The organism is Nonomuraea lactucae (assembly GCF_003313395.1).
GTDB lineage: Bacteria > Actinomycetota > Actinomycetes > Streptosporangiales > Streptosporangiaceae > Nonomuraea > Nonomuraea lactucae.
Genome location: NZ_QNFZ01001054.1, coordinates 1 through 20,371 on the forward strand (window position 1 = coordinate 1; position 20,371 = coordinate 20,371).

The 20,371-nt window shown below is 68.7% G+C and carries 23 protein-coding genes; 9 read left to right on the forward strand and 14 right to left on the reverse strand.

Annotation, left to right across the window (positions count from 1 at the left end):
• From DQW85_RS40935 to DQW85_RS40950, 5 genes are all read right to left on the reverse strand, one after another.
• Positions 1 to 362, reverse strand: a 362-nt coding sequence (locus tag DQW85_RS40935) for a hypothetical protein (protein ID WP_205315796.1), incomplete at its 3' end; no start/stop codon positions are given.
• A gap of 125 nt (positions 363 to 487) precedes the next feature.
• Positions 488 to 1,330 carry a MerR family transcriptional regulator gene (locus DQW85_RS40940; RefSeq protein ID WP_113705113.1) on the reverse strand — a complete coding sequence of 281 codons (843 nt, stop codon included), beginning with the start codon at positions 1,328 to 1,330 and terminating at the stop codon, positions 488 to 490.
• A gap of 33 nt (positions 1,331 to 1,363) precedes the next feature.
• Complete coding sequence (locus DQW85_RS47365) at positions 1,364 to 1,627, reverse strand: phosphotransferase (protein ID WP_240197756.1); 264 nt, start codon at positions 1,625 to 1,627, stop codon at positions 1,364 to 1,366.
• Positions 1,531 to 1,836 carry an exonuclease/endonuclease/phosphatase family protein gene (locus tag DQW85_RS47370; protein ID WP_240197758.1) on the reverse strand — a complete coding sequence of 102 codons (306 nt, stop codon included), beginning with the start codon at positions 1,834 to 1,836 and terminating at the stop codon, positions 1,531 to 1,533. The genes DQW85_RS47365 and DQW85_RS47370 overlap by 97 nt, the downstream gene beginning before the upstream one ends.
• 302 nt (positions 1,837 to 2,138) lie before the next feature.
• Complete coding sequence (locus DQW85_RS40950; RefSeq protein ID WP_240197754.1) at positions 2,139 to 2,879, reverse strand: response regulator; 741 nt, start codon at positions 2,877 to 2,879, stop codon at positions 2,139 to 2,141.
• A 581-nt stretch (positions 2,880 to 3,460) separates the two neighbouring features.
• On the opposite strand from DQW85_RS40950, the gene DQW85_RS40955 reads away from it, so the two are divergent.
• Positions 3,461 to 5,095 carry a PHP domain-containing protein gene (locus tag DQW85_RS40955; RefSeq protein ID WP_205315797.1) on the forward strand — a complete coding sequence of 545 codons (1,635 nt, stop codon included), beginning with the start codon at positions 3,461 to 3,463 and terminating at the stop codon, positions 5,093 to 5,095.
• 241 nt (positions 5,096 to 5,336) lie between these two features.
• On the opposite strand, the gene DQW85_RS40960 is transcribed toward DQW85_RS40955, so the two are convergent.
• A complete protein-coding gene (locus tag DQW85_RS40960) occupies positions 5,337 to 6,161 on the reverse strand; it encodes a fumarylacetoacetate hydrolase family protein (RefSeq protein WP_113705137.1) in 825 nt (274 codons plus the stop codon).
• A 96-nt stretch (positions 6,162 to 6,257) separates the two neighbouring features.
• On the opposite strand from DQW85_RS40960, the gene DQW85_RS40965 reads away from it, so the two are divergent.
• Complete coding sequence (locus DQW85_RS40965) at positions 6,258 to 6,752, forward strand: VOC family protein (RefSeq protein WP_113705115.1); 495 nt, start codon at positions 6,258 to 6,260, stop codon at positions 6,750 to 6,752.
• 10 nt (positions 6,753 to 6,762) lie between these two features.
• Positions 6,763 to 7,563 (forward strand): IclR family transcriptional regulator, encoded by an 801-nt coding sequence (locus DQW85_RS40970; protein ID WP_113705116.1) that lies wholly within the window; start codon positions 6,763 to 6,765, stop codon positions 7,561 to 7,563.
• On the opposite strand, the gene DQW85_RS40975 is transcribed toward DQW85_RS40970, so the two are convergent.
• The 8 genes from DQW85_RS40975 to DQW85_RS41010 form a co-directional block, all read right to left on the reverse strand.
• Complete coding sequence (locus DQW85_RS40975) at positions 7,564 to 8,643, reverse strand: quinone oxidoreductase family protein (RefSeq protein WP_113705117.1); 1,080 nt, start codon at positions 8,641 to 8,643, stop codon at positions 7,564 to 7,566.
• Positions 8,644 to 8,745: 102 nt separating this feature from the next.
• Complete coding sequence (locus tag DQW85_RS40980) at positions 8,746 to 10,275, reverse strand: bifunctional 3-(3-hydroxy-phenyl)propionate/3-hydroxycinnamic acid hydroxylase (RefSeq protein WP_113705118.1); 1,530 nt, start codon at positions 10,273 to 10,275, stop codon at positions 8,746 to 8,748.
• Positions 10,272 to 11,348 carry a zinc-dependent alcohol dehydrogenase gene (locus tag DQW85_RS40985; RefSeq protein ID WP_113705119.1) on the reverse strand — a complete coding sequence of 359 codons (1,077 nt, stop codon included), beginning with the start codon at positions 11,346 to 11,348 and terminating at the stop codon, positions 10,272 to 10,274. Before DQW85_RS40985 ends, DQW85_RS40980 begins: the two co-directional genes overlap by 4 nt.
• A 15-nt stretch (positions 11,349 to 11,363) precedes the next feature.
• Positions 11,364 to 12,299 (reverse strand): hypothetical protein, encoded by a 936-nt coding sequence (locus tag DQW85_RS40990; protein WP_113705120.1) that lies wholly within the window; start codon positions 12,297 to 12,299, stop codon positions 11,364 to 11,366.
• Positions 12,296 to 12,994 (reverse strand): dienelactone hydrolase family protein, encoded by a 699-nt coding sequence (locus tag DQW85_RS40995; RefSeq protein WP_205315798.1) that lies wholly within the window; start codon positions 12,992 to 12,994, stop codon positions 12,296 to 12,298. Before DQW85_RS40995 ends, DQW85_RS40990 begins: the two co-directional genes overlap by 4 nt.
• A gap of 13 nt (positions 12,995 to 13,007) precedes the next feature.
• Positions 13,008 to 13,709, reverse strand: coding sequence for a class II aldolase/adducin family protein (locus tag DQW85_RS41000; RefSeq protein ID WP_113705121.1), 702 nt, complete (start codon positions 13,707 to 13,709; stop codon positions 13,008 to 13,010).
• The gene (locus tag DQW85_RS41005) at positions 13,706 to 14,647 is read right to left on the reverse strand and encodes a TAXI family TRAP transporter solute-binding subunit (RefSeq protein WP_113705122.1); all 942 of its coding nucleotides are present in this window, start codon (positions 14,645 to 14,647) and stop codon (positions 13,706 to 13,708) included. The genes DQW85_RS41000 and DQW85_RS41005 overlap by 4 nt, the downstream gene beginning before the upstream one ends.
• Before the next feature lie 190 nt (positions 14,648 to 14,837).
• Positions 14,838 to 15,554, reverse strand: a complete 717-nt coding sequence (locus tag DQW85_RS41010; protein WP_113705123.1) for a FadR/GntR family transcriptional regulator — start codon at positions 15,552 to 15,554, stop codon at positions 14,838 to 14,840.
• A gap of 136 nt (positions 15,555 to 15,690) precedes the next feature.
• On the opposite strand from DQW85_RS41010, the gene DQW85_RS41015 reads away from it, so the two are divergent.
• The 6 genes from DQW85_RS41015 to DQW85_RS41040 are packed head-to-tail and all read left to right on the forward strand — an operon-like array spanning position 15,691 to position 20,136.
• The gene (locus tag DQW85_RS41015) at positions 15,691 to 16,185 is read left to right on the forward strand and encodes a flavin reductase family protein (RefSeq protein WP_240197757.1); all 495 of its coding nucleotides are present in this window, start codon (positions 15,691 to 15,693) and stop codon (positions 16,183 to 16,185) included.
• 2 nt (positions 16,186 to 16,187) lie between these two features.
• On the forward strand, positions 16,188 to 17,357 hold the full coding sequence (locus DQW85_RS41020; RefSeq protein WP_240197755.1) for an acyl-CoA dehydrogenase family protein: 1,170 nt from the start codon (positions 16,188 to 16,190) through the stop codon (positions 17,355 to 17,357).
• An 8-nt stretch (positions 17,358 to 17,365) separates the two neighbouring features.
• The gene (locus DQW85_RS41025; RefSeq protein WP_113705126.1) at positions 17,366 to 18,211 is read left to right on the forward strand and encodes a fumarylacetoacetate hydrolase family protein; all 846 of its coding nucleotides are present in this window, start codon (positions 17,366 to 17,368) and stop codon (positions 18,209 to 18,211) included.
• Positions 18,211 to 19,119: a VOC family protein gene (locus DQW85_RS41030; protein ID WP_113705127.1), complete on the forward strand. Its 909-nt coding sequence runs from the start codon at positions 18,211 to 18,213 to the stop codon at positions 19,117 to 19,119. Before DQW85_RS41025 ends, DQW85_RS41030 begins: the two co-directional genes overlap by 1 nt.
• A 7-nt stretch (positions 19,120 to 19,126) precedes the next feature.
• The gene (locus tag DQW85_RS41035; protein ID WP_113705128.1) at positions 19,127 to 19,687 is read left to right on the forward strand and encodes a pyridoxamine 5'-phosphate oxidase family protein; all 561 of its coding nucleotides are present in this window, start codon (positions 19,127 to 19,129) and stop codon (positions 19,685 to 19,687) included.
• On the forward strand, positions 19,684 to 20,136 hold the full coding sequence (locus DQW85_RS41040) for an anthrone oxygenase family protein (RefSeq protein ID WP_113705129.1): 453 nt from the start codon (positions 19,684 to 19,686) through the stop codon (positions 20,134 to 20,136). The genes DQW85_RS41035 and DQW85_RS41040 overlap by 4 nt, the downstream gene beginning before the upstream one ends.
• The last annotated feature ends 235 nt before the right edge of the window (positions 20,137 to 20,371 follow it).

A 20,371-nucleotide genomic window follows, 5' to 3' on the forward strand; every position in this document is an offset into this window, starting at 1 on the left:
CCCTGCGCGCCGGTGCCGGTCCGCAGCGGCCGCAGCCGCGCCCCTGCGCCCGCGCGCGAGAGGCCCTCGGCCAGGCCCGCGCACAGCCCCTCCATCGTCTTCGGCGTCCGGTCGCCGGACATCCAGACGACGGGGCCGGAGGGTTGTGCCACCGTGGCCGCCCACGAGTTCACCGCCAGGCTCTTGCCCGACCCCGGGGGACCGGTCACCACGGTGAGCGGCCCCCGCACGCCCTTGCGCAGGCGCTCGAACAGCCGGGGCCGCAGAATGACCCAGTCAGGCAGGGGCGGAACCATGCCGTTCGGCGCAGAACCGGTGGGCCACACGCGGAATCCGGCGGCGGGCGCGGGTTGTGCGGCCATCACCTCGTCCCTTCGAGGACCAGCCGGAGCGAGCAGGCTCAGGCTCCTCAGCCGATGTATCCTTCCCCTGTTCCCGGCCCTGACCTGCGCTAACCCGGTTTCGGCGGACTGCGGGGGGGCTCGGATCAGCCGATCACGCCGGTCTCGTCGAGCTCGCGGATCGCCGCGGTGGTTTCGATGCCGCCGTCGTGCAGCACCTGTCGCATGCGGGAGACGTCGATGTAGGCGGCATCAAGGGGATGCGCGAACAGGCGCGAGATAGCGGTGCCGTACTTGGCCATCGAGCTCTTGCCCGGGATGAATATCGACAGTTCGTCCCGGGCCTCGAAAACCTGTACCTCGAGGTCGCCCGGCAGGGCTGCGATCGCCTCCTTGTCCGCCGTGACGGGAATCTTCACCAGCCAGTGCGGCCCCTCACCGGTGAGGCTCTGCTTCTTCTGTTCCGGTGTCTCGTTGGCCATGACTCGCCACGGGGTCCCCGACACCACGGCTCCGCACGACTCCACGGCCCTGACCACGTCCTGAACGGCAGCGACGACGGTGAGATCGACTTCGTCCCAGTCGTACTGGCTTCGACCGGCCGACGGGCCGGGCACCGACTTCGACACCACGGTCATCTCGGGCACGTGGCGCAGGCGCACCTCCGGCCACGAGGTGAAGAACTCGCGTGCGTCGCCGATCGCCTCGTCCTGGGCCTGCCGCTGGAGCCGCACCTCTTCAACGTGCTGCCGCAACAGGGCGGGTGCGGTGTCCGGCTCGTCGAGAGCGCGCTTGACGAGCTTGACGCTCATCCCCGTGCCGCGCAGAAGGGCGATCAGCATGGCCTGTTCGACCTGGTCGAACGTGTACGAGCGGTAGCCGCTCTGCTCGTTGACGTCGGCTGGGACGAGCAGGCCCTCAGAGTGGTAGAACCGGAGCGTCTGCGGCGACAGCTGGCACATCTCACTGAATTCGCTGATGGACAACATGACACCAGGGTGGCCCCTGCAGCAACCACAAGGTCAAGCGCGCCGACAACGGACGGTTGTCGAGGACCCCAACGAGATGTCCGGCACCGAAGAGGCGTCGGCTTGGTCCCAGTCCAGGACGCCGATCAGCTCGCCGTTCCGGTTCCAGTGCACGTTGGCGCCGCTCAGGTCGCCGTGGACCGGCGCATCCGGTACGGCTTTCAGGGCTCTCGCCGCTTCCAGACGCCTGCGGCCCTCGTCCCCAGCGCCAGGTTCACCCGGTTGCCGTTGGGATCGGTCTGCAGCCAGTACACGAATACGCCGGGACGCGTGGAGGTGCCTCCCCAGACGTACTCGGGCACCGTGACCTGGCCCCCGCCGGGCAGCGCGACGGCGTGGTCCTGCACGTGCCGCGCACTGTCCGGGACGCTTCCGGCCTCCTGCAGCGCCACCAGCCGGTACTCGCCTATCATCTGCGCCACACCGGTGTTCCACTTGTTCTGGTCGCTGTGGCTGGAACCCTGCATGTTCCAGGTCCCGACATGATGCGAATCCGGGGCCGCATAAGCCGTCCCGATCACTGTTGTGAGCAGGCCCGCCACCCTTCGTGGCCATCCCGCCGCGCCCGTCATGGGCGCATGTGCCAGATTCGGTCCAGGCAAAAGATCATCATCGGTACATTTCGGCCATAACGCCGCTAACTTTCGGCCCGCTCCCAATCAGGCCCGAAACGAAACGCCGTACGGTGAGCGACACGTGAGGCGCTGACCTGCTATTTCGGCTCTCCCGGACAACGGCGGCCCTCGCCATGGGACGCGGCTCTGCGCCCTCAGTCGAAGAGATCCGAATCTTGCGCGATGAGCGCCAACTGGACGCGATTCTCGCAGTCGAGTTTGGTGAGCATGCGGCTGACGTAGGCCTTGACGGCTCCCTCGCTCACGAAAAGGGTCCGGGCGATGTCGGCATTGGATAGTCCGCGCGCGAGTGGCCGCATCACCTGGCGTTCTCGATCGGTCAGGGCCGAGAGCCGGCGCCTGGCGCGCCGGGCGCGCTCGATGCCGATCGCGGTGAATTGCCGGATGAGGCGGCGCGTGACCCTGGGCGCGAAAACGGCCTCGCCGGCCGCCACGACCCTTGTGGCGCGGATGATGTCCTGGGGGTCGCACCCCTTCATCAGGAAGCCCGTGGCGCCGCCGCGGAGCGCTCGATGGACACATTCGTCGACGTCGACGGTGGTCAGTACCACCACTGCGGTGTCGGGGGAGAACGCGCGGATGGTCTCGATGGCCGCCAGGCCATCCTGATCGGGCATCCGTACATCGATCAGCACGACATTCGGACGGTACCGGCGGACGAGCTCCACGGCACCCCGGCCGGTCCCCGCCTCGGCGATCACCTGCATGTCCGTGACGGCCTCGAGTATCCGGTGAGTGCCGATACGGATCAACGCATCCTCGTCGACGATCCCTTTGAGCCCAGGCCAAGCTGACAGATCGACCGCGAGAGACCCTGGCCAGTCGTCGCACGGGTCAGACATGACCGGGACGGCGCGCCGCCCGGTGAAGCCCACGGACAGCACCCAGTCGGCAGGAACCGGCTACATTCCGCCTATTCCTATGAGCAGGTTCGCGCGCTAATGTCCATCCATGCTCAAGGACAGAAGGCGCGAGCTCATCCTGCCGCTTCAGGGCACCGAGGTCTGGCCATTGCCGAGACGCGCGTCGACTGCCTCGTCGGTACCGCCACATCCGCCGTGACCTGGTCCAACTCGATGAGGAGGGTCCACGGTGAGGGGAAGGACAAGATCGAGCAAACCTGTGCAGATCTCGTCAAGAATGGGGAGCCTGTCCTGCTCGACATCGGCACCACCGCCCCCCGCTGGTCCACCACGCGCGGATTCGCGGACTGCCACGCTGGAGATCACAGCCCTCGCCGCGCGGACCGTTCATGTGCAGATCAACCGTGACTCGTTCGGCGTTCCCCCGAACCGCCCCGAAGCTGTCACCGTCTCCCGCGAGGATGCCCCCGGCTGTTACGACCTGACGGTCGCCTGCCTCGCCGACCCCTCTTCCCACGCCGACTCATGAGCCGCATAGAGAACGGCGCGCCCGGCATATCCGGATGAAGCACCCCCAGGAAGGAATACCCCCCATGTGCCGCAGCCCCCATGATCACGCCCACTCCCACGAGTCACCGGAAGGTACGGCCGCGTTCGCGGACCTGTCCGTGCCGGAGCGCGAGCTGTCCCCCAGCGACGTGAGCCGACGCCGCTTTCTGTTGAACAGCGGGCTGCTCGGCGCCGCCGCCGTCGGCGTGACCGCCCTGGGCGGGCTGGCCGCCGCGCGTCCCGCGTCCGCTGCCACCCGCGGCTCTCGCACCTACGCGTGGCTCGCCGGTGATCACCACGTCCACACGCAGTACAGCTATGACGGCATGTACACCATCGAGCAGCAGGCCGCCGGAGCGATCAAGCACGGCCGTGTGGACTGGCTCGTCATCACCGACCACGGGCACGCCGCGCACGAGAAGTTCGCGGTCGAGTCAACCTACGCCGACATCGTCGCGTCCCGCGCCAGGCATCCGAGACTGCTGCTGTGGCAGGGCCTGGAGTGGAACGTCCCCGGCGGCGAGCACGCCACGGTGTTCTTCGACGGCGCTCGCGACGAGGTCCAGCTGTTGCGCTCGTTCGAGCGGCTCTTCGACTCGAGGATCAACGGCACCGGCGCGGGCACCCCGGAGAACGAGGCGAAGGCCCTGGAGGCGCTCGGCTGGCTCGACACCGCCCTGCGCACAGGTTCGGCGAACTCCGCGCTGTTCCTGCTCAACCACGTGATGCGGCGCGGCCGGTACTCCCCGCGCGAAATCCGGGCCTACCGCGACGCGGCCCCGCACATCGCGGTCGGCATGGAGGGCGCGCCCGGCGCCCAGAACGAGCCCCGGGCCCGCGGTGACTTCAACAACACCCCGGACCCGGCCTCCTGGCCCGGCTGGCGGCCGGAGCACTACCCGACCTACGGCGGCTTCGACTCGATGACCGGAATCCTGGGCGGCATGTGGGACTCGATGCTCGCTGAGGGCAAGGGCTGGTGGATCACCACCAACTCCGACGGCCACTTCTACAACAACGACACGATCATCGAGCCCGAGCGCCCCGGCGACTGGTACGACCTGCACGGCAAGTACCCGGACCCGATCGACGGCGGCGTCCCGCTGCGGCACGCCGACTTCTGGCCCGGCCAGTTCAGCCGGACCGTCGTCGGAGCGACCTCACGCAGCTACGGCGCGGTCATGGAGGCCATCAAGTCCGGCCGTGTCTGGGTGTCGATGGGTGGCCTCATCGACAACCTGTACGTCGACGCGCACGCGCCCGGGAACGCCCCGGCCACCCTCGGCGGCCGGTTGTCGGTGCGACGTGGCGACGACGTCACCGTCACCATCTCCGTCCGCCTCGCCGGGCGCCCCAACGCCAACGACGACGTGCCCAAGCTGGCCCGCCTGGACCTGATCCGAGGCGCGATCACGGGCCCTGCCGCCGACCCCGACACCTTCACCGCCCCGGACGTGAGCGTCGTCGAGTCGTTCACGCCGAAGGGCAACGGCCGGGTCGCCCATTTCCATTACAAGTTCCGTGACGTCCGCGAACCGTTCTACTTCCGGCTGCGCGGCACAGACGGCAAGCGCAGCGCGGCCGGCGGCCTCGAGCCGGCCGCTGACACGGGCCGCAACGAGAACCCCTGGAACGACCTCTGGTTCTACGCCAACCCGATCTTCGTGGGGGTGTCCTGACCGGTCCCGCGGTCCATGGGAGGTTCCAGCACCCGGCCCGCGTATCGGGAGCCGGATGGCGGGTGCTGGACCCCGCTCGCGCCCATGCCTGGTGGTTGACCGAACTCGCTCGCGAGCTGGCCATGAACGAACCGACGGTTCCCATCCAGTTGCGAGATCGGTGAGCTCCGCGATACGCAGGCGCGCCTGGTCACCGTGCCTCCCGCCATCCGAACGGAGCCTGCGCGCGGCACCTGGCCTGTCAGCTCCGCGGCTCCGGGACGCAGAGGTTGCGGAGCTCGCCGATGCCTTCGATGGTCGTCACCAGAGTCTGGCCTGGCTTGAGGTAGACCTTCGGGTCTCGGCCGTCACCGACTCCGCCGGGCGTGCCGGTGGCGATCAGGTCGCCGGGCTTGAGCGTGATGATGTCACTGACGTAGGACAGGATGTCGGCGATCCCGAACAGCAGGTCCGAGGTGCGGGAGCGCTGCATCACTTCGCCGTCGACCTCGCAGCGGATCTCCAGGTCCGGCTCGCCGCCGCCGAGTTCGTCGGGAGTCACCAGGACGGGGCCCACTGGTGTGGTGGCCTCGAAGGTCTTGCCGGACAGGAACTCTCGGGTGCGTCGCTGGTAGTCGCGAACGGTCACGTCGTTGATGACGGTGTAGCCGGCCACGTAGTCGAGTGCCTTCTGCCGGGGTACGTGCCGCGCCGTACGGCCCACCACGAAGCCGAGCTCGGCCTCCCAGTCGACACGGTCGCTGACCATGGGCAGCGTGATCGGGTCCCGGGCGCCGATGAGGGCGCCGTCGTACTTGGCGAAGAGGGTGGGATAGGCGGGCACGTCGCGCCCCATCTCGAGGATGTGTGACTGGTAGTTCAGCCCCAAGCAGATGATCTTGTTGGGGTGGGGGACCAGCGGCGCCGTCGACGCCCCGGCGGCCGGGACGCGGACGCTTCCGCCCTGACCGTCGTCGCCCGAGGCCAGCAGGGCGCCCACGTCGGAGTGGTCGAGAAGGACGTAGTCATCTCCTTCCAGCCGTGCGGCGCGGGTGCCGTCCTGATGGCGAATGGTAGCGAGTCTCACGAGATGCACTCCCTTGTCGGCAAAGAGAACCCCATCGTATCCTTGTATCGAAATACAGGATATACATCCTGCAAAACAAGACTCTTGGAGGAAGAGATGGCGATCGCCGAGCTCGGCCACACGGGGCTGTGGGTGTGGGACCTGCCGCTCATGCGTGACTTCTACGAGCGCATGCTCGGGCTGACGGTCACGGATGAGGACGACGATCTGGGAATCGTCTTCTTCAGCTCCCGGCCGGATGAGGAGCATCACGAGTTCGTGCTGCAGACGGGCCGGACGGCGGAGGCCGGCGCCAAGCAGCAGCACCAGATCTCCTGGCGGGTGGCGAGCCTGGACGACATCATCGCCTTCCATCACCGGTTCCGTGCGGAGGGGGTCGAGGTTCAGCAGGAGGTCACGCACGGCAACGCCTTCGGCATCTACTTCTTCGATCCGGAAGGCAACCGCAACGAGGTCTACCTGCGTATCGACCGGGACGTCCGCCAGCCGTTCCGCAAGACGCTCAATCTCGACCAGTCCCCGGAGGAGATCTACGCCGAGGCCGAGCGGCTGCTCGCCGAGGGCGGGCCCGCCTATCGGCCTGTCCAGTAGCATTTTTCGCATGTCAGGAATCGACTCTCAGGCATCGGGATACCGCAGCCGGAACTCCACTGCTGATCGGGCGTTGGACATCTTGTTGATGTTCGACGATGACGCTCCCGTGCTGTCGGCGAGCCGCGTGGCCGAGCACCTGAACGTGGCGCGTTCCACCGCCTACCGCTACCTGCAGAGCCTGACCTCAACGGGGTTCTTGGAGGAGAACGACGGCGGGTCGGGTTTCCGGCTCGGCCCCCGCGTCCTCGACCTGGCCCGCCTGGCCCGCAAAGGCATCGGCCTGTCGGATCTCGCCCGGCCGATCATGCGGGAGCTGGTTCAGGAGACCGGCTTCCCGGTCCTGCTCACCCGCCGCACCGGCTCCTCGGTGGTCTGCCTGGAACGCGAGGAGGGCGGTCAGGCTCTGCGATTGTCGTACGAGCGCGGACAGGTCCTTCCGATCAACGCCGGCGCGGCTGCGCTCTCCCTGCTCGCCTGGGCCCCCGTGGAGGTGGTCGAGGAGGTCCTGCGCCAGCCGCTCGCCCGGTTCACCGACGCGACGGTGATCGACGCCGAGCGGCTGCGTGAGCGGCTGTCGCAGATCCGGGAGCAGGGATATGCCATCTCGCGGGGCGAACTGGACCCCGACGTGCTCGGCGTCGCCGCGCCCGTGTTCGGTGAGGACGACACGCTGGTCGCCGCCGTGAGCATCGCCGCGTTGTCGCACCGTGTCAGCGACGCTCAGGCGGCCGACGTCGCGCAGTCCGTGATCCGGGCGGCGCGCGAACTCACCACCCAGGTCACCAGGCTCGAAGTCGCTACGGTCTGATCACGCCCAGGGGTCCAAGACCATGCGGCCGACGATGTCTCCGCTCTCCAACGCGGCGTGGGCTTGAGCGATCTCGGAGAGCGGTATCGTCGCGTGTATCACGGGTTTGATCAGTCCTTTGGCGAGGAGTTCCACGACGATGCGCTGATCGTCCAACCGGGAGGCGCGCACGCCTTTGACCGCGATCTCCAGCCGGATCAGGTCCAGCGCGGAGACCGGCAGCGGATCCTGCGACCAGTCCGAGGTTCCCGGCACGAAGGTTCCGCCCAGCCGGAGGGAGTCGATGCACAGGCGCTGAAGGATCGGGTTGCCGGTGAAGTCGACCGCCGCGTCCACCCCGAGATCGCCGGTGAACGCACGGACTTGGGCGGCCTGCGCCGCATCCGGCGGGAGGACGACGACATGGTCGGCCCCCATCCTGGTGAGCGCCTCCCGCTTGGTGCGTGACCGGGTGACCCCGACGACCTGGGCGCCCATGTCCTTGGCCAGTGCCATGGTCGCCGATCCCATGCCGCCCGACGTGCCAGTGATGAGCACGACGTCGTTCAGCGCGACCCGGAGGCGGTCCTTGACGATGCGGTGACTGGTGGCGTACGACCACAACGCCGCGGCGGCCGCGGCGAAGTCGACGGCGTCCGGGAGGTTTATCCAATAGTGCTCCGGCCGGGACACGTACTGGGCATGACCGCCGAACATGGTGTGTCCGGGCAGGTCGACACCGGTGGACAGGTTGCCCAGCCCTCGAATGGCGTAGGGGCAGCGCGGATTCTCCGGGTGCGGCAGGCCGGCCACCCTGTCACCCACGGCCAGGCTCATGACCTCCTCGCCCACGGCTTCGACGACGCCTGCGGCATCCCTGCCCAGTTGCATGGGGAGCGGGAACATCTTCCTGCCCAGCATGGGTGGCAGCGGGTTCTTGCCGTTCAGCCAGCCGCCCTTGCGATAGTGGACGTCCCAGAAGGACAGCGACGTGGCGACGACCCGCACCAGGACGTCGCGGGGTCCCACTTCGGGCGGAGCGTAGTTGTCGTACTTCAGCACGTTCACGTCTCCGTGCTCGAAGATGCGTACGGCTTTCATCGGGTGTTCTCCTGGTCGAGGTGGATGTGCAGCGACGCCATCAATGCGACCACACCGTGATCGGCGCCGGTCTGGGGGGAAGGACGTTGCACGCTGGACTCCTCACATGTAGTCGCTCAGCACTGCGGCCACCTGGGTGGCCTGATCGGGGGTGAAGACCGCGGCGATGTAGCGGTCGGGTTTGACCAGTACGAAGTGGCCGCGCATGTCTCCCACGGCCGATTCGAGGGCGCCGTCACAGTCGGCGATCGCCAGCCGTCCCGCGCTCGGACGGGGAAGACGGTCTCCCAGCACGACCTCGATCGGGCGGGCCCGCCATGACAGCGTGCTGTCCCAGGACGGGACGTCCACGCCCAGCAACGCCATGCCTGGGCCGAGCACGTCGTCGAGCAGGCATGGGCGCAGGCTGGGCGGGACGAGCACGCGTGGCTGGGCCAGCAACGTGCCGGTACGCGGATGCCCGGTGGCGGCCACGACTCCGGCGGTGTGCGCGGCCTGGGGGCGGAACCGCATCTGCGACAGGTACCGCCGTCCGCTGCCCGTCCGCAGCATCACGCGGATCGCGAGATCTCTGAGGAACGCGCGGGCCGTGCTGGTGGTCATGACGATGTCGCCGAGCCGCTCGGAGAAGTGCACCATCGCCGTGGCGTGGGGTCTGCGCTCGGCCTCGTAGGTGTCCAGTAGTTCCTCGCCGGCCCGGCCGTGCCAGACCTCGGCCAGCTTCCACGCCACGTTGGCGGCGTCGCGTACGCCCGAGTTCAGGCCCTGGCCGGCGAAGGGCGGCATCATGTGTGCCGCGTCTCCGAGCAGCAGGCACCTGCCCTCGCGCCAGCGGTCGGCGATCACGGCGTTGAAGGTGTAGGTGACGGCCCGTTCCACCTGCTCAGGTGCTATGTCGCGGTAGGGGGCCAGCAGCCGCTGGATGGTGGCGAAGTCGGGGGTTTCGCCGCGCGAGCCCTCCCCGGGCCGCAGCTGGAACTCGTACCGGCAGCGGCCGTCCCGGCCCGGCACGATCACGGTGGGCCGGCGAGGGTCGCCGTGGTGCATGCCGTACCGCTCATCGTGGGCGTCGCCGATCGTGTCCGTGACCAGCCACACGTCGTTGTGGCTAGTGCCGGTCATGCCGATGCCGTTCAGCTCGCGCACCGCGCTGCGCCCGCCGTCGCAACCGAGCACCCAGCTCACGGCCACCTCGCCGGAGTCCAACTGGGCGATCATCCCGTCGTGCTGCTCGTGCAGTCCGACGAGTTCGGTCGCGAAGCGCACCTCCACCTCGGGCCGGTCCTTCAGCGCCTGCAGCAGGACCCGTTCGAGCTCCGGCTGGGCGAACTGGTTCTTGAAGGAGAACCCCAGACGGTACGGGGCCGGGCCGCGCGCGTGGAACAGCGCGCGTCCGCGCCGGCCGTAGAATCGGGTGCCGGTGCCGGGCACCACGATGTCGAGCACGTCGCCCTCGATGCCGGCGCTCTGATAGGTGCGCAGGGACTCGTCATCCAGACTGATCGCCTTGGCCTCGTCGCTGGTGGCGGCGTTCCGCTCGACGAGTAGCACTGGCACGTCGCGGGCGGCGAGCAGGTTGGCCACGGTCAGGCCCACCGGCCCCCCGCCGACCACCAGAACCGGAGCGCTCACGGGTTGACCACGCCCATCCAGATGGGTTTGCTGCGGTCCCGCATGACCGCGAGGGCCTCGCCGAGGTCGGCGAGCGGGAAGCGGTGGGTGATGAGCTCGTCGGCCGTCAGTGTGCCGGCGTCGAGCAGGTCGAGGACCTGGAGGGCGTCGGTGCGGGTGCAGGAGCGGGTGCCGATGATCCGCCAGCAGTTGGCCATGATCACCCCGATGGGGATGGGCGGCGGAACGTAGTTGCCGCCCATGTGCACGAGCGTGCCGCCGGTGGCCAGGGCCGCGGTCGCCTGCCAGATTCCAGGCCCTGTCGGCAGGTAGTCGACGACGGCGTCCACCCCGGAGGGTGCGAGCTGCCGCAATGTCGCGGTCAGGTCGCCGCCTTCCTCCATGGCGACCGCCTCCGTGGGGATCGCCGACAGGCGGCGCACGGCCTCCAGCCGCTCGGCGGATCGGCCGACCAGGATGAGTCGCGACGCGCCGAACAGGTGGGCGAGCTTGATCGTGGCGGTGCCCATCGTGCCGGTGGCCGCGGTGACGACGATGGTCCCGCCGAAGAGGGGACCTGCGGTCTTGAGCGCCCGGACGGCGTTGGCCAGGTCGTGCACCTTGGCCCCGACGTCGAAGCTGACATGGTCCGGGATCGGGTCGACCAGCCAGTACGGCACGCGAATGTATTCGGCCAGACCGCCGTCGTGGTAGCGCTCGTAGAGCGGCATTGGCCCGGTGCCGAAGCCGGCGTGGCCGATCATCGCCTGCTGCGCGCACATCTGCTCCCGGTCGGTGCGGCAGTAGACGCACGACCGGCAGGTCAGGTTGGGATGGATCCGCACGCGTTCGCCCTCGGCCAGTCCTGGTACGTCCGCACCGACGGCGGCGATCGTGCCGGCGGCCTCGTGGCCGAGCGTGGTGGGCAGGTGTTTGAAAGCGCCGTGCGCCAGCAGTGTGATCATGCCGGGTGCCAGCCCGGCCGAGGCGACCTTGATCAGCACGTCGTGCGGACCCGGCTGCGGTATCTCGATCTTCTCCAGCGCCACGGTCAGGGAGTCAGGGTTGGCCCGGGCCGCCAGCATCGTCGTCATGAGTTCCTGCCTTTCTCAGCGCCTGGCCGTCTTGGCGGCCGGCGCAACCTGGGGCACCGGACGTCCGGACAGGAGCGTCAGGTGGGTGCTCTGCTCCTCGCAGACGCTGGTGAAGGCGCAGCCGAGCGGGACACGGACGAAGTCGCCGGGTTCCAGGTCGAGCGTGCCGCGCTGGGAGATGAGCGTCCGCCGCCCGCTGATCTGGTACTGGATCTCGTCCGCGGAGCGGTGCCGGTGGAAGGCCGAGCCGTCGCTCGGGGCCAGGCGGGTGCTGCCGATCCACACGTGTGCCGAGCGGTAGAGCCAGGTGGTGCCGGGATCTGGGGCGCGCAGGACCTGGATGGCTTCCTCGCCTTTGCGGTCGAGCAGCAACTGCTCGTCGGTCTGGAAGGCGGACACGTCGTGCTCCGGCCCGCCCAGGCACTCGGTGACCAGCTCGGTCACCGTCCGCGGTGCCCACCCGGGAAAGGGAGGGAAGACCGGCTCCGAACGTTTGACCGCCCACGCGGATTCCTCCGTCACCGGAGCAGGAACGTAGAACAGGATGTGGCTCTCCTGCCGCCCGTAGTTGTCGTGCGCCACCCCCACCGGGATGCGGGAGAAGTCGCCGGGTCGCTGCTCGACCGATCCGAGCTCGGTCATCAGCGTCCGCTCGCCCGCGATCTGGTAGGAGATCTCGTCGACGTCACAGTTGCGGTGGTAGAAGGGCTGGCGGAAGTCCATCTTCTGCCACTCCACCCGCAGGAAGTCGCTCTCGTACACTCCGCGCGGCGGCGCGAATCCTTCGTGGACGTACTCCTGGGGGAAGTGCACGGCCTCCAGCGGCGTCAGGTCCTGCCACAACTTCACCGGCCCGGCCGGGGGATCGGACAGCAGCAGATCCCTGCGCCGGGCAACGGTCCTGACCTCAGGGTTGTACGGCAGGCCGTCGATGACCTCGTTGACGATCATGCGGGGATCTCCTTGTCGAGGAAGGCGAACGTGCGCTCCCAGGCCACCAGAGCGGGCTGTTCCCGGTACATCTGCGGCCGGGCATCGCAGGCGAAGGCATGGCCGGCGTCGGGATAGACGTACTGGGCGAACTCGACACCGGCGGTCCGCAAGGCGGTCTGGACGGCCTCGACCTGCTCGGCCGGGATCGTCGGATCCTCCGCGCCCACGTGGAGCAGCAGCGGCGCCGTGATCGATCCGGCGCGGTCGAGCATGGCATGCGGTCCCGCCGCGATGCCGGGCCCGTAGAAGACGACGGCCGCGCCCAGGCCCGGGGTGGCGGTGGCGGCGGTGAAGGCGGCCCGCCCGCCGAAGCAGAATCCGACGATCGCCGTACGGGCGCCCGCGACCTCGAGATGATCGAGGACGGTACGCACATCGGTGATGATCTGCTCCGCTCCGATGGCGCCGATCAGCGGCATGGCCTCGGCGTGCTGGTCGTAGCGCAGTTCGCGCACGCCGTTGCGGTGGAACAGGTCGGGGGCCAGCGCGAGGAACCCGTGCTCGGCGAAGCGGCGGGCGACGTCCTGGATGTGGTCGTTCACGCCGAACGCCTCCTGAAGGACGATGACCGCGCGATCGGATGCGGTCTGGGGACGCGCGACGTAGACCCGCATCGGGCCGTCGGAGGTCTCCAGAGTGAGCCATTCAGTCACGATGAAGCATTCCCTAATCTTGGATAAAAGGACGGTAGTCCTGTACAGCGAGACGCGAAAGGTAGTCTGCGCCGGCTCTCAGCTGGCTCTCTGGCCAGCATTGCCGCCGCTTGGCGAGGGCCTCGCCCGTGTCGGAGTACACCGCGATCGGGCCGGCGGACATGGCCATCAGCTGGATGCGGCAGGCCCTGTCCAGGAGCACGGCGTGCATCACCGCCTCCTCAACGCTTCGCCCCGCGGCCACCAGGCCGTGCTTGGGCATCAACGCGGCGGGGGCCTGGCCCAGCACGCCGGCTAGCGCGCGCCCCAGCGACGGGTCCGACACCAAAGCGCCCGTGAGGCGGAAGCGGGGCACGTCATCGCCGCCGAACAGCGCGCCCTCGTGAGAGATCGGCAGCAAGGGCGCATCCAGAGCCGCGAAGGCCACCGCCGCCTGGGCGTGGGTGTGGACCACGCACTGGACATCCGGGCGAGCCCGCATGATCTGCAGATGGATGTGGCACTCCTTGTGCGGGCTTCCCCCGCCGTCGAGCACGTCAGCGTCGAAGGAGACGAGCTGGACGCGATCGTCGCGCACTTCCTCCAGCCCCCAGCCGGGCGTCTTGATCCAGATGCCCCGCCCCTCCGGGTCGCGCACGCTGGCGTGGCCCCAGACCAGATCACCCTGCCCGGCCGCGGCGAGGGCGTGGCTAGCCTGGATGACGAGGGACTTCACAGCGACTCGTAGTAGCGGGCCGCTCCCGGGTGGAGCGGGATGGGCGTGCGTCCCATGGCATGCGGGTCGAGCGGGTAGGTGACCGGGCTGCGCTCGGACGGGATGTGCGCGTACTGCTGTTCCAGCAGCTGCCGGGTCTCTCCCAGGATCCAGGCAAGAGCATGGGCGACGTCCTCGGCGAGGTCGGCGCGGGCCAGGACGAGGAAGTCGCTGAAGTCGAGGGTGCGCAACTCCGGCGCGCCGGGGAAGTAGCCGGCCGGCACCATGGCGTCCGGCCACCCGAGATCGCGCTCAAGCCCGGCGAGCACCTCCCGCTCGATGGGCAGGAAATGCATGTCGCGACCGAACTCCTGCCAGTGCGGGAGCATGATCGCCTCGTGGATGACCGCGTCCGCCCGTCCTGCCAGCACATGCTCGAAGGAGTCGAACGGCCGCTCGTCCTCCAGGAAGCGGCCGCCCCAGCCCGCGATGTCGGCCCCGGAACGGTCGAGCACCTCGTGAGCGGCCAGGCCCACGTGGTTGACGCCGTCATTCAGCGACGTGGCCACGCGCAGCGCGGGCTTGGCCTGGCGCAACTCCTCGAAGGAGGTGACCCCCACAGACCTGCGCACTGCCACGACGAGCCGATCCCGCTGCGGGATGGCCGCTATCGCCCGCAGGTCAGGGAAGGACTGTCCGCGATACGGTCCGCGGCCGTCGAGTGCCGCTGTCACGAACGCGGCCGGCGTCGCCAGCGCGAGATCGACCCGCTCCTCACCCACCGCCCGCACATTGTCGGTGAACCCCCGCCCGTTCCAGATCGCAACCCTGGTCCCCGAGGCACTCCGGTCGGTGAGTTCCTGGGAGATCCACCCGCAGACCCGGTGGAGGTTCTGCATGCCCCAGTCGCCCTGCAGATGCAGCGTCAGGGAGCGATTGATGCGGGGCTCTTGCCTCATGAGGCCTCCAGGTGAGACTGTCCTGATAACGGGGACGTGTCTCGCACATTACAGGACACTTCTCTGGCAAGTGAAGGGCGACAGCCCTCGCCTCCGAAAACTCACTACCCCGTTCAACTCTTCTTCTGGAGCGTTCCCGTGGTCTGCTTGGCGCTCGACCCCTCCATGGCTCAGCCACCCGCGTGGCGGGCTAGGCGGTGATGTTGTGTGCGTGAATGAGCCGCATCGCCTCATCGCGGTCGCGCCGTTCCAGCGCGTCGATGAGGTCGGCGTGCAGCGCGTGCCGCTGCTTAATGTAGTCCGCCAGCGGCTGCTCGCCGCTGGGCAGCACGGACAGCGTGTGCGATTCGATCAACTCGAGCAGGCTGATGTAGAGCGAGCGCAGGAGCGGGTTGGGGCTGATCCCGGCGATCGCGGCGTGCAGCTCCCAGTTCGCGTGCACGAACGCCACCGCGTCGCCGTCCGCGGCGGTTTCGGCCATCACGCCGAGCCGTTCGCGCAGGCGGGCGATGTCGGCGGGGGAGGCGTGCCACAGGGCGTCCTCGATCAGCAGCGGGTCGAGCGCGTCGCGTATGCGGACGGCGTCGGCGACGTCGGTCTGCTGCGCGTCCAGGGCCAGGACCGAGTTTCCCAGACGGACCATGGGCGACTGCTCGGCGGCGAACAGCCCTCCGCCCGGCCCCGGCCGCACCGTCACCAGCCCGCGGGCCTGGAGTATCCGCAGCGTCTCGTTGAAGGTGCCCACCGACACGCCGCACCGGACGCGCAGCTCTTCTCTGGTGCCGAGCCGCGCTCCCGGCTCGCACGCCGCGACCAGCGCGGCGATGCTTTCGGCGGCCTGCTGGGCTCTGCGCAGCGCGGGCTTGTCCCAGTCCCCGCGCCGCAGCGCCGGATCGTCCCTGACCACGAGATCTCCTCTCAATTCTGCATGAACAATACCGTCTACGCCCCCTTGACGGCCCGTAGACGCAGGTGCAATATGCACATAATCATCATGAACTATTGGAGCGGATATGGTGACTGACCAGGAATTCCGCGACCTGATGGCAGGGGTTTGCGCCCCGGTGACGATCGTGACGGCCGCTGCCCAGGACGGGACGCCGCACGGGACGACCGTGAGCGCGTTCGCCTCGTTGTCGCTCCGACCGCCGATGGTGACGGTCGCCCTCGATCGCTCCTCCACGGTGCTCGGCCTGATCCTGGCTGCCGGGCGCTTCGGAGTGAACGTGCTCGGCCGAGCCCAGGACGACCTGGCCCTGACTTTCGCCCGGCGCGGCGCTGACCGGTTCGCTGGCGTGCCGTGGCATGTCGACCACGGTCTGCCGTGCCTGGAGGAGGCGCCGAGCTGGTTGGTGTGCCGGCTCGCGCAGACCGTTGAGGGTGGCGACCACCTGCTGCTGCTCGGCATGGTCACCCACGCTCGCACGGTCACCGCCGCGCCGCTGGTGTACGGCCATCGCACGTTCGGAACCCATTCCAGCTTCGCCCGCCGCCCCCGGCGGGCCATTTCCGATCACGTGGACGCTTTGAGGAGATGACGATGACGACCACTGACGACCTGGTAGCGCGCGCCGAAGCGCTGCTGCCGCTGCTGCGCGAGCAGGCGGACAAGACCGAGGAGGACCGGCGGGTCCCCGACGAGGTGATCGACGCGCTTACCGCGGCCGGCCTGTTCCGGATCTCGGTACCCAAGCGGTACGGCGGACTCGGCACCGACATGCGCACCATGCTGGAGGTCTCGGCGAAGCTCGCCGAGGGCGACGGATCCACCGCGTGGGTCGTCACGCTGATCAACGTCTGCAACTGGCTGACCTCGCTGTTTCCCGCCCAGGCCCAGCAGGAGGTCTTCGCCGACCCCGCGGTCAGGGTGTCCGGCGTCCTCAACCCCTCCTCCAGCGCCCGCAAGGTCGTGGGCGGCTGGCAGGTGTCGGGCCGCTGGTACTACAACTCCGGCTCCTGGCACGCCACCTGGGCCGTGCTCGGCGTCCCGCTCACCGACGACAGCGGCGAGGTGATCGACCAGGCGCTGGCCCTCATCCCCAAGGAAGATCTCGAGATCGAGGACGTGTGGTTCGTCGCGGGCATGCGCGGCACCGGCAGCAACTGCCTGGTCGCGGAGAACGTCTTCGTGCCCGAGCATCGGGTGCTGTCGGTTCCCTCGGCCATCGAAGGTGGCTACGGCACCGAGCACACTGACGAGGTCCTCTGCCGGGCGGCGTTCGTGCCGGTGCTGGCGCTTGTGCTGGCGGCGCCGCAGATCGGGCTCGGCAGGGCCGCGCTGCGCTACGTCACCGAACGCGCCGACCGCAAGCCCATCTCCTACACCTTCTTCGAGACCCAGGCCGAATCGACCGCCTTCCAGCTGCAGATCGCCGAGGCGGCCAACCGCATCGACACCGCCTACCTGCACGCGGTGCGCGCCGCAACTGACATCGACTCCTTCGCCGAGCGCGACGAATATCCGCCGCCCCTGCTCAGGGCGCGCGTGCGCGCCGATACCGGCGTCGCCGTGCAGAACGTGCTCGCCGCCATCCAGATCCTGCTCGACGCGCACGGCGCGGGAAGCTTCGCCGAGGTCAACCCGCTGCAGCGGATCTGGCGCGACGCCAACGTGGCCGGCCGGCACGCCGTCGCCGTCCCCCAGATCGGCTTCGAGGTGTACGGCAAGGCACTGCTCGGCGTCGAGGAGCAGATCACCCCGCTCATCTAGGAGACTTCGTGAGAATCGCCAACCTGTCCGGTCGGCTCGTCCTGATCCATCACCACAAAGCCATCGACGTCGCCGAAGCCAGCGCAGGACTGTTCGCGCCAGACCCGCAGGCCGTCTACGACCGCTGGCAGGAGTTCACCGCCTGGGCGTCGGCGGTCGAGCTGCCCGGCGGCGCCGCCTTCGACGAACGAGACCTCGGCGCACCCGTCCCCGCGCCGCGCCAGGTGTTCGCCATCGGGCTCAACTACCGCGAGCACGCCGCGGAGTCCGGCTTCGCCGTCCCCGACACGCTGCCGCCCGTCTTCACCAAGTTCGCCACCGCCATCACCGGACCTGTCACTGAGGTGGCCCTGCCGCCCGGCGGGCACACCGACTGGGAAGTGGAACTGGTCGCCGTCATCGGCAAGCGCGCCCACCACGCGCAACCGTCCTGGGAGTACGTGGCCGGACTCACCGCGGGACAGGACCTGTCCGAGCGCATCACCCAGCTGGCCGGACCCGCACCACAGTTCGGCCTGGGCAAATCCTTTCCCGGGTTCGCGCCCCTGGGACCGTTCCTGGTGAGCCCCGACGAATTCGGCAACCCGGACGACCTGGAGCTGGGCTGCTCGATCAACGGCGAGGAGATGCAGAAAGGCCGCACCCGGGACCTGATCTTCTCCATCCCCACCCTGATCGCCAAGCTGTCTAGGGTGCTGCCGCTGCTGCCCGGCGACGTCATCTTCACCGGCACACCGGCCGGGGTCGGCATCGGCCGAGACCAGCAGCGCTGGCTCGCGCCCGGCGACGAGCTCGTCTCCTACGTGGAGGGCATCGGCGAGCTCCGCCAGACCTTCGTCGAAGGAGCCAACTGATGTCCCTGCATCGCCTCAGCTCGATCACCATGGGCGTCCCCAACACCGCCGAGACCAGCGCCTACTACGTCGACTTCGGCCTGAAGCCCGAACACGACGGCTGGTTCTCCACGCGGGACGGCGGCCGCCAGCTGCACATCGTCCACGCACCGACCCGCCGCCTGGTCGAGATCGTCGTCGCTGTCGACCACCCAGACGACCTGGCCGCCGCCGCCTCCCGCCTGAAGGTGCCCGTCGACGGCGACACCCTCACCGCCCACGAGCCGGTCACCGGAATGCGCGCCGTACTCCGGGTCGAACCGCGGATCGAACAGAAGGCGGTGCCGGCCACCCCGTACAACGGGCCCGGCCGCTACGAGAGAACCGGCACGCGCGCGCCCGGCGTCCTGCGCGAAGGACCGATCCGGCCCCGCAAACTCGGACATGCCGTGCTCGCCACCACCGACCTGGCCGTGACCAGCGCCTTCTTCATGGACGGGCTCGGCTTCAAGGCCAGCGACTTCATCAAGGACGCCGGGGCGTTCCTGCGCTGCTCGACCGACCACCACAACATCCTGGTGCTGCGGGCCCCCGTCACCTTCCTGCACCACACCTCCTGGCAGGTCGACGACGTCGACGAGATCGGCCGGGGCGCCTTCGCCATGCTGGAGGACCACCCCGAGCGGCACGTCTGGGGCCTGGGCCGGCACCACGCCGGATCCAACTTCTTCTGGTACCTCAAAGACCCCGCAGGCAACTTCAGCGAGTACTACTCCGACATGGACTGCGTCATCGATGACCAGCTCTGGACCCCGGAAACCCTCGAAGGCGCCAAAGGCCTGTTCAACTGGGGACCCCCTCCGCCGCCGAGCTTCCTGCACCCCGAAGACCTCGCCGCGCTCATGATCGGTGCGCACAGCCCTCGATAGGAACGCCATGCCCCGCAAGGAACCGACCCTTGCCGAGATCGAGCCGACGATCCGGCAGATGCTGCTCGAGGAGGAACTGGCCACGTTGGCCACCATCTCCGCCGACGGCTGGCCTTCCGCCTCCACCATGCACATCGCCGCCGACGGATTGTCCGTCTACATGCAGTGCTTCACCCGCAAGGCGCGAAAATTCCGGCAGATGCGGGAGGACCCGCGCGTCTCCTACGCCGTCAGCGTGATCCCCAGCGGCGGATACTACGAACGGTTCAAGACCCGTTCCCTCCAGGTCAAGGGCCGAGCCCGGCTGGTGACCAGCGCCGATGAGATCGCTCACGCCGCCGAGCTGAGCAAGCAGCAGTTCGACTGGGCCAAGGACTCCTCACAGTTCGACAAGCTCAAAACGCCCGACCAGGACGCCCAGCAGGCGTTCTTCCGCATCGACCCTGTCGAAGGGCTGTGGGGCGACAACAGCGTGGGCCTGATGTGGCGCGTCCTGCTCGACTTCGCCCCTGACGGGAGCCGAATCGAGGCCATGCGCCCGGTCATCGAGAAGAGGACGACGCCATGACGTACCTGGCTCTGGGCGCCCTGGTCATGCTGGTCTGCGGTGGACTGTGGGCAGGCGTCGTCCTGGCAGTCGCCGTAGAACGCGTGGCCATCTGGGGCAGAATGTCGCTCGATCAGTACGCTGTGGACTTCCGGCGCTCAATCTACCGGCTGGACCCAATGCAGCCGATCATGGCTGTGGCCGCGTGCGCCGGGGCGGTGCTCTTCGCGCTGCAGAGCAGTGGAAACCCCCGGGTCCTCGCCTGGACCGGCACCGGATTGATCGCTCTCGTGATCGTCACCTCGACAACGATCGCCGAACCGGTGAACTCGAAGTTCCGCCGACTGCCCGAAGGAACAGTGCCAGAAGGAGCCGCTCACTATCGCCGCAAGTGGCGGCGTTTCCATCTCTTCCGTACGGCGATCACGCTGGCCGCCTTCGCCTGCCTCGCGATGGCCACCGTGCTGTAGCGCGATCTGGCGCTCCTTCACATGAGTACGGGTCACCTCCCGCCGGGTGGGCCGGTTCGTGGAAACTCCCTGTCTCGGCTGAGAGACGAGCATGTGTCTCGGCGGGCCTGGCACGGCAGGGTGGCACGCGTGAGTGCCCCCATCGTCGCCGCCAGCTTCCTCCTGGGACGCCAAGCCCACGAAGCGCTCGACGGAGGCTTCGTGGGGAAGATCGTCCTACTGCCGTGAGCTCTGC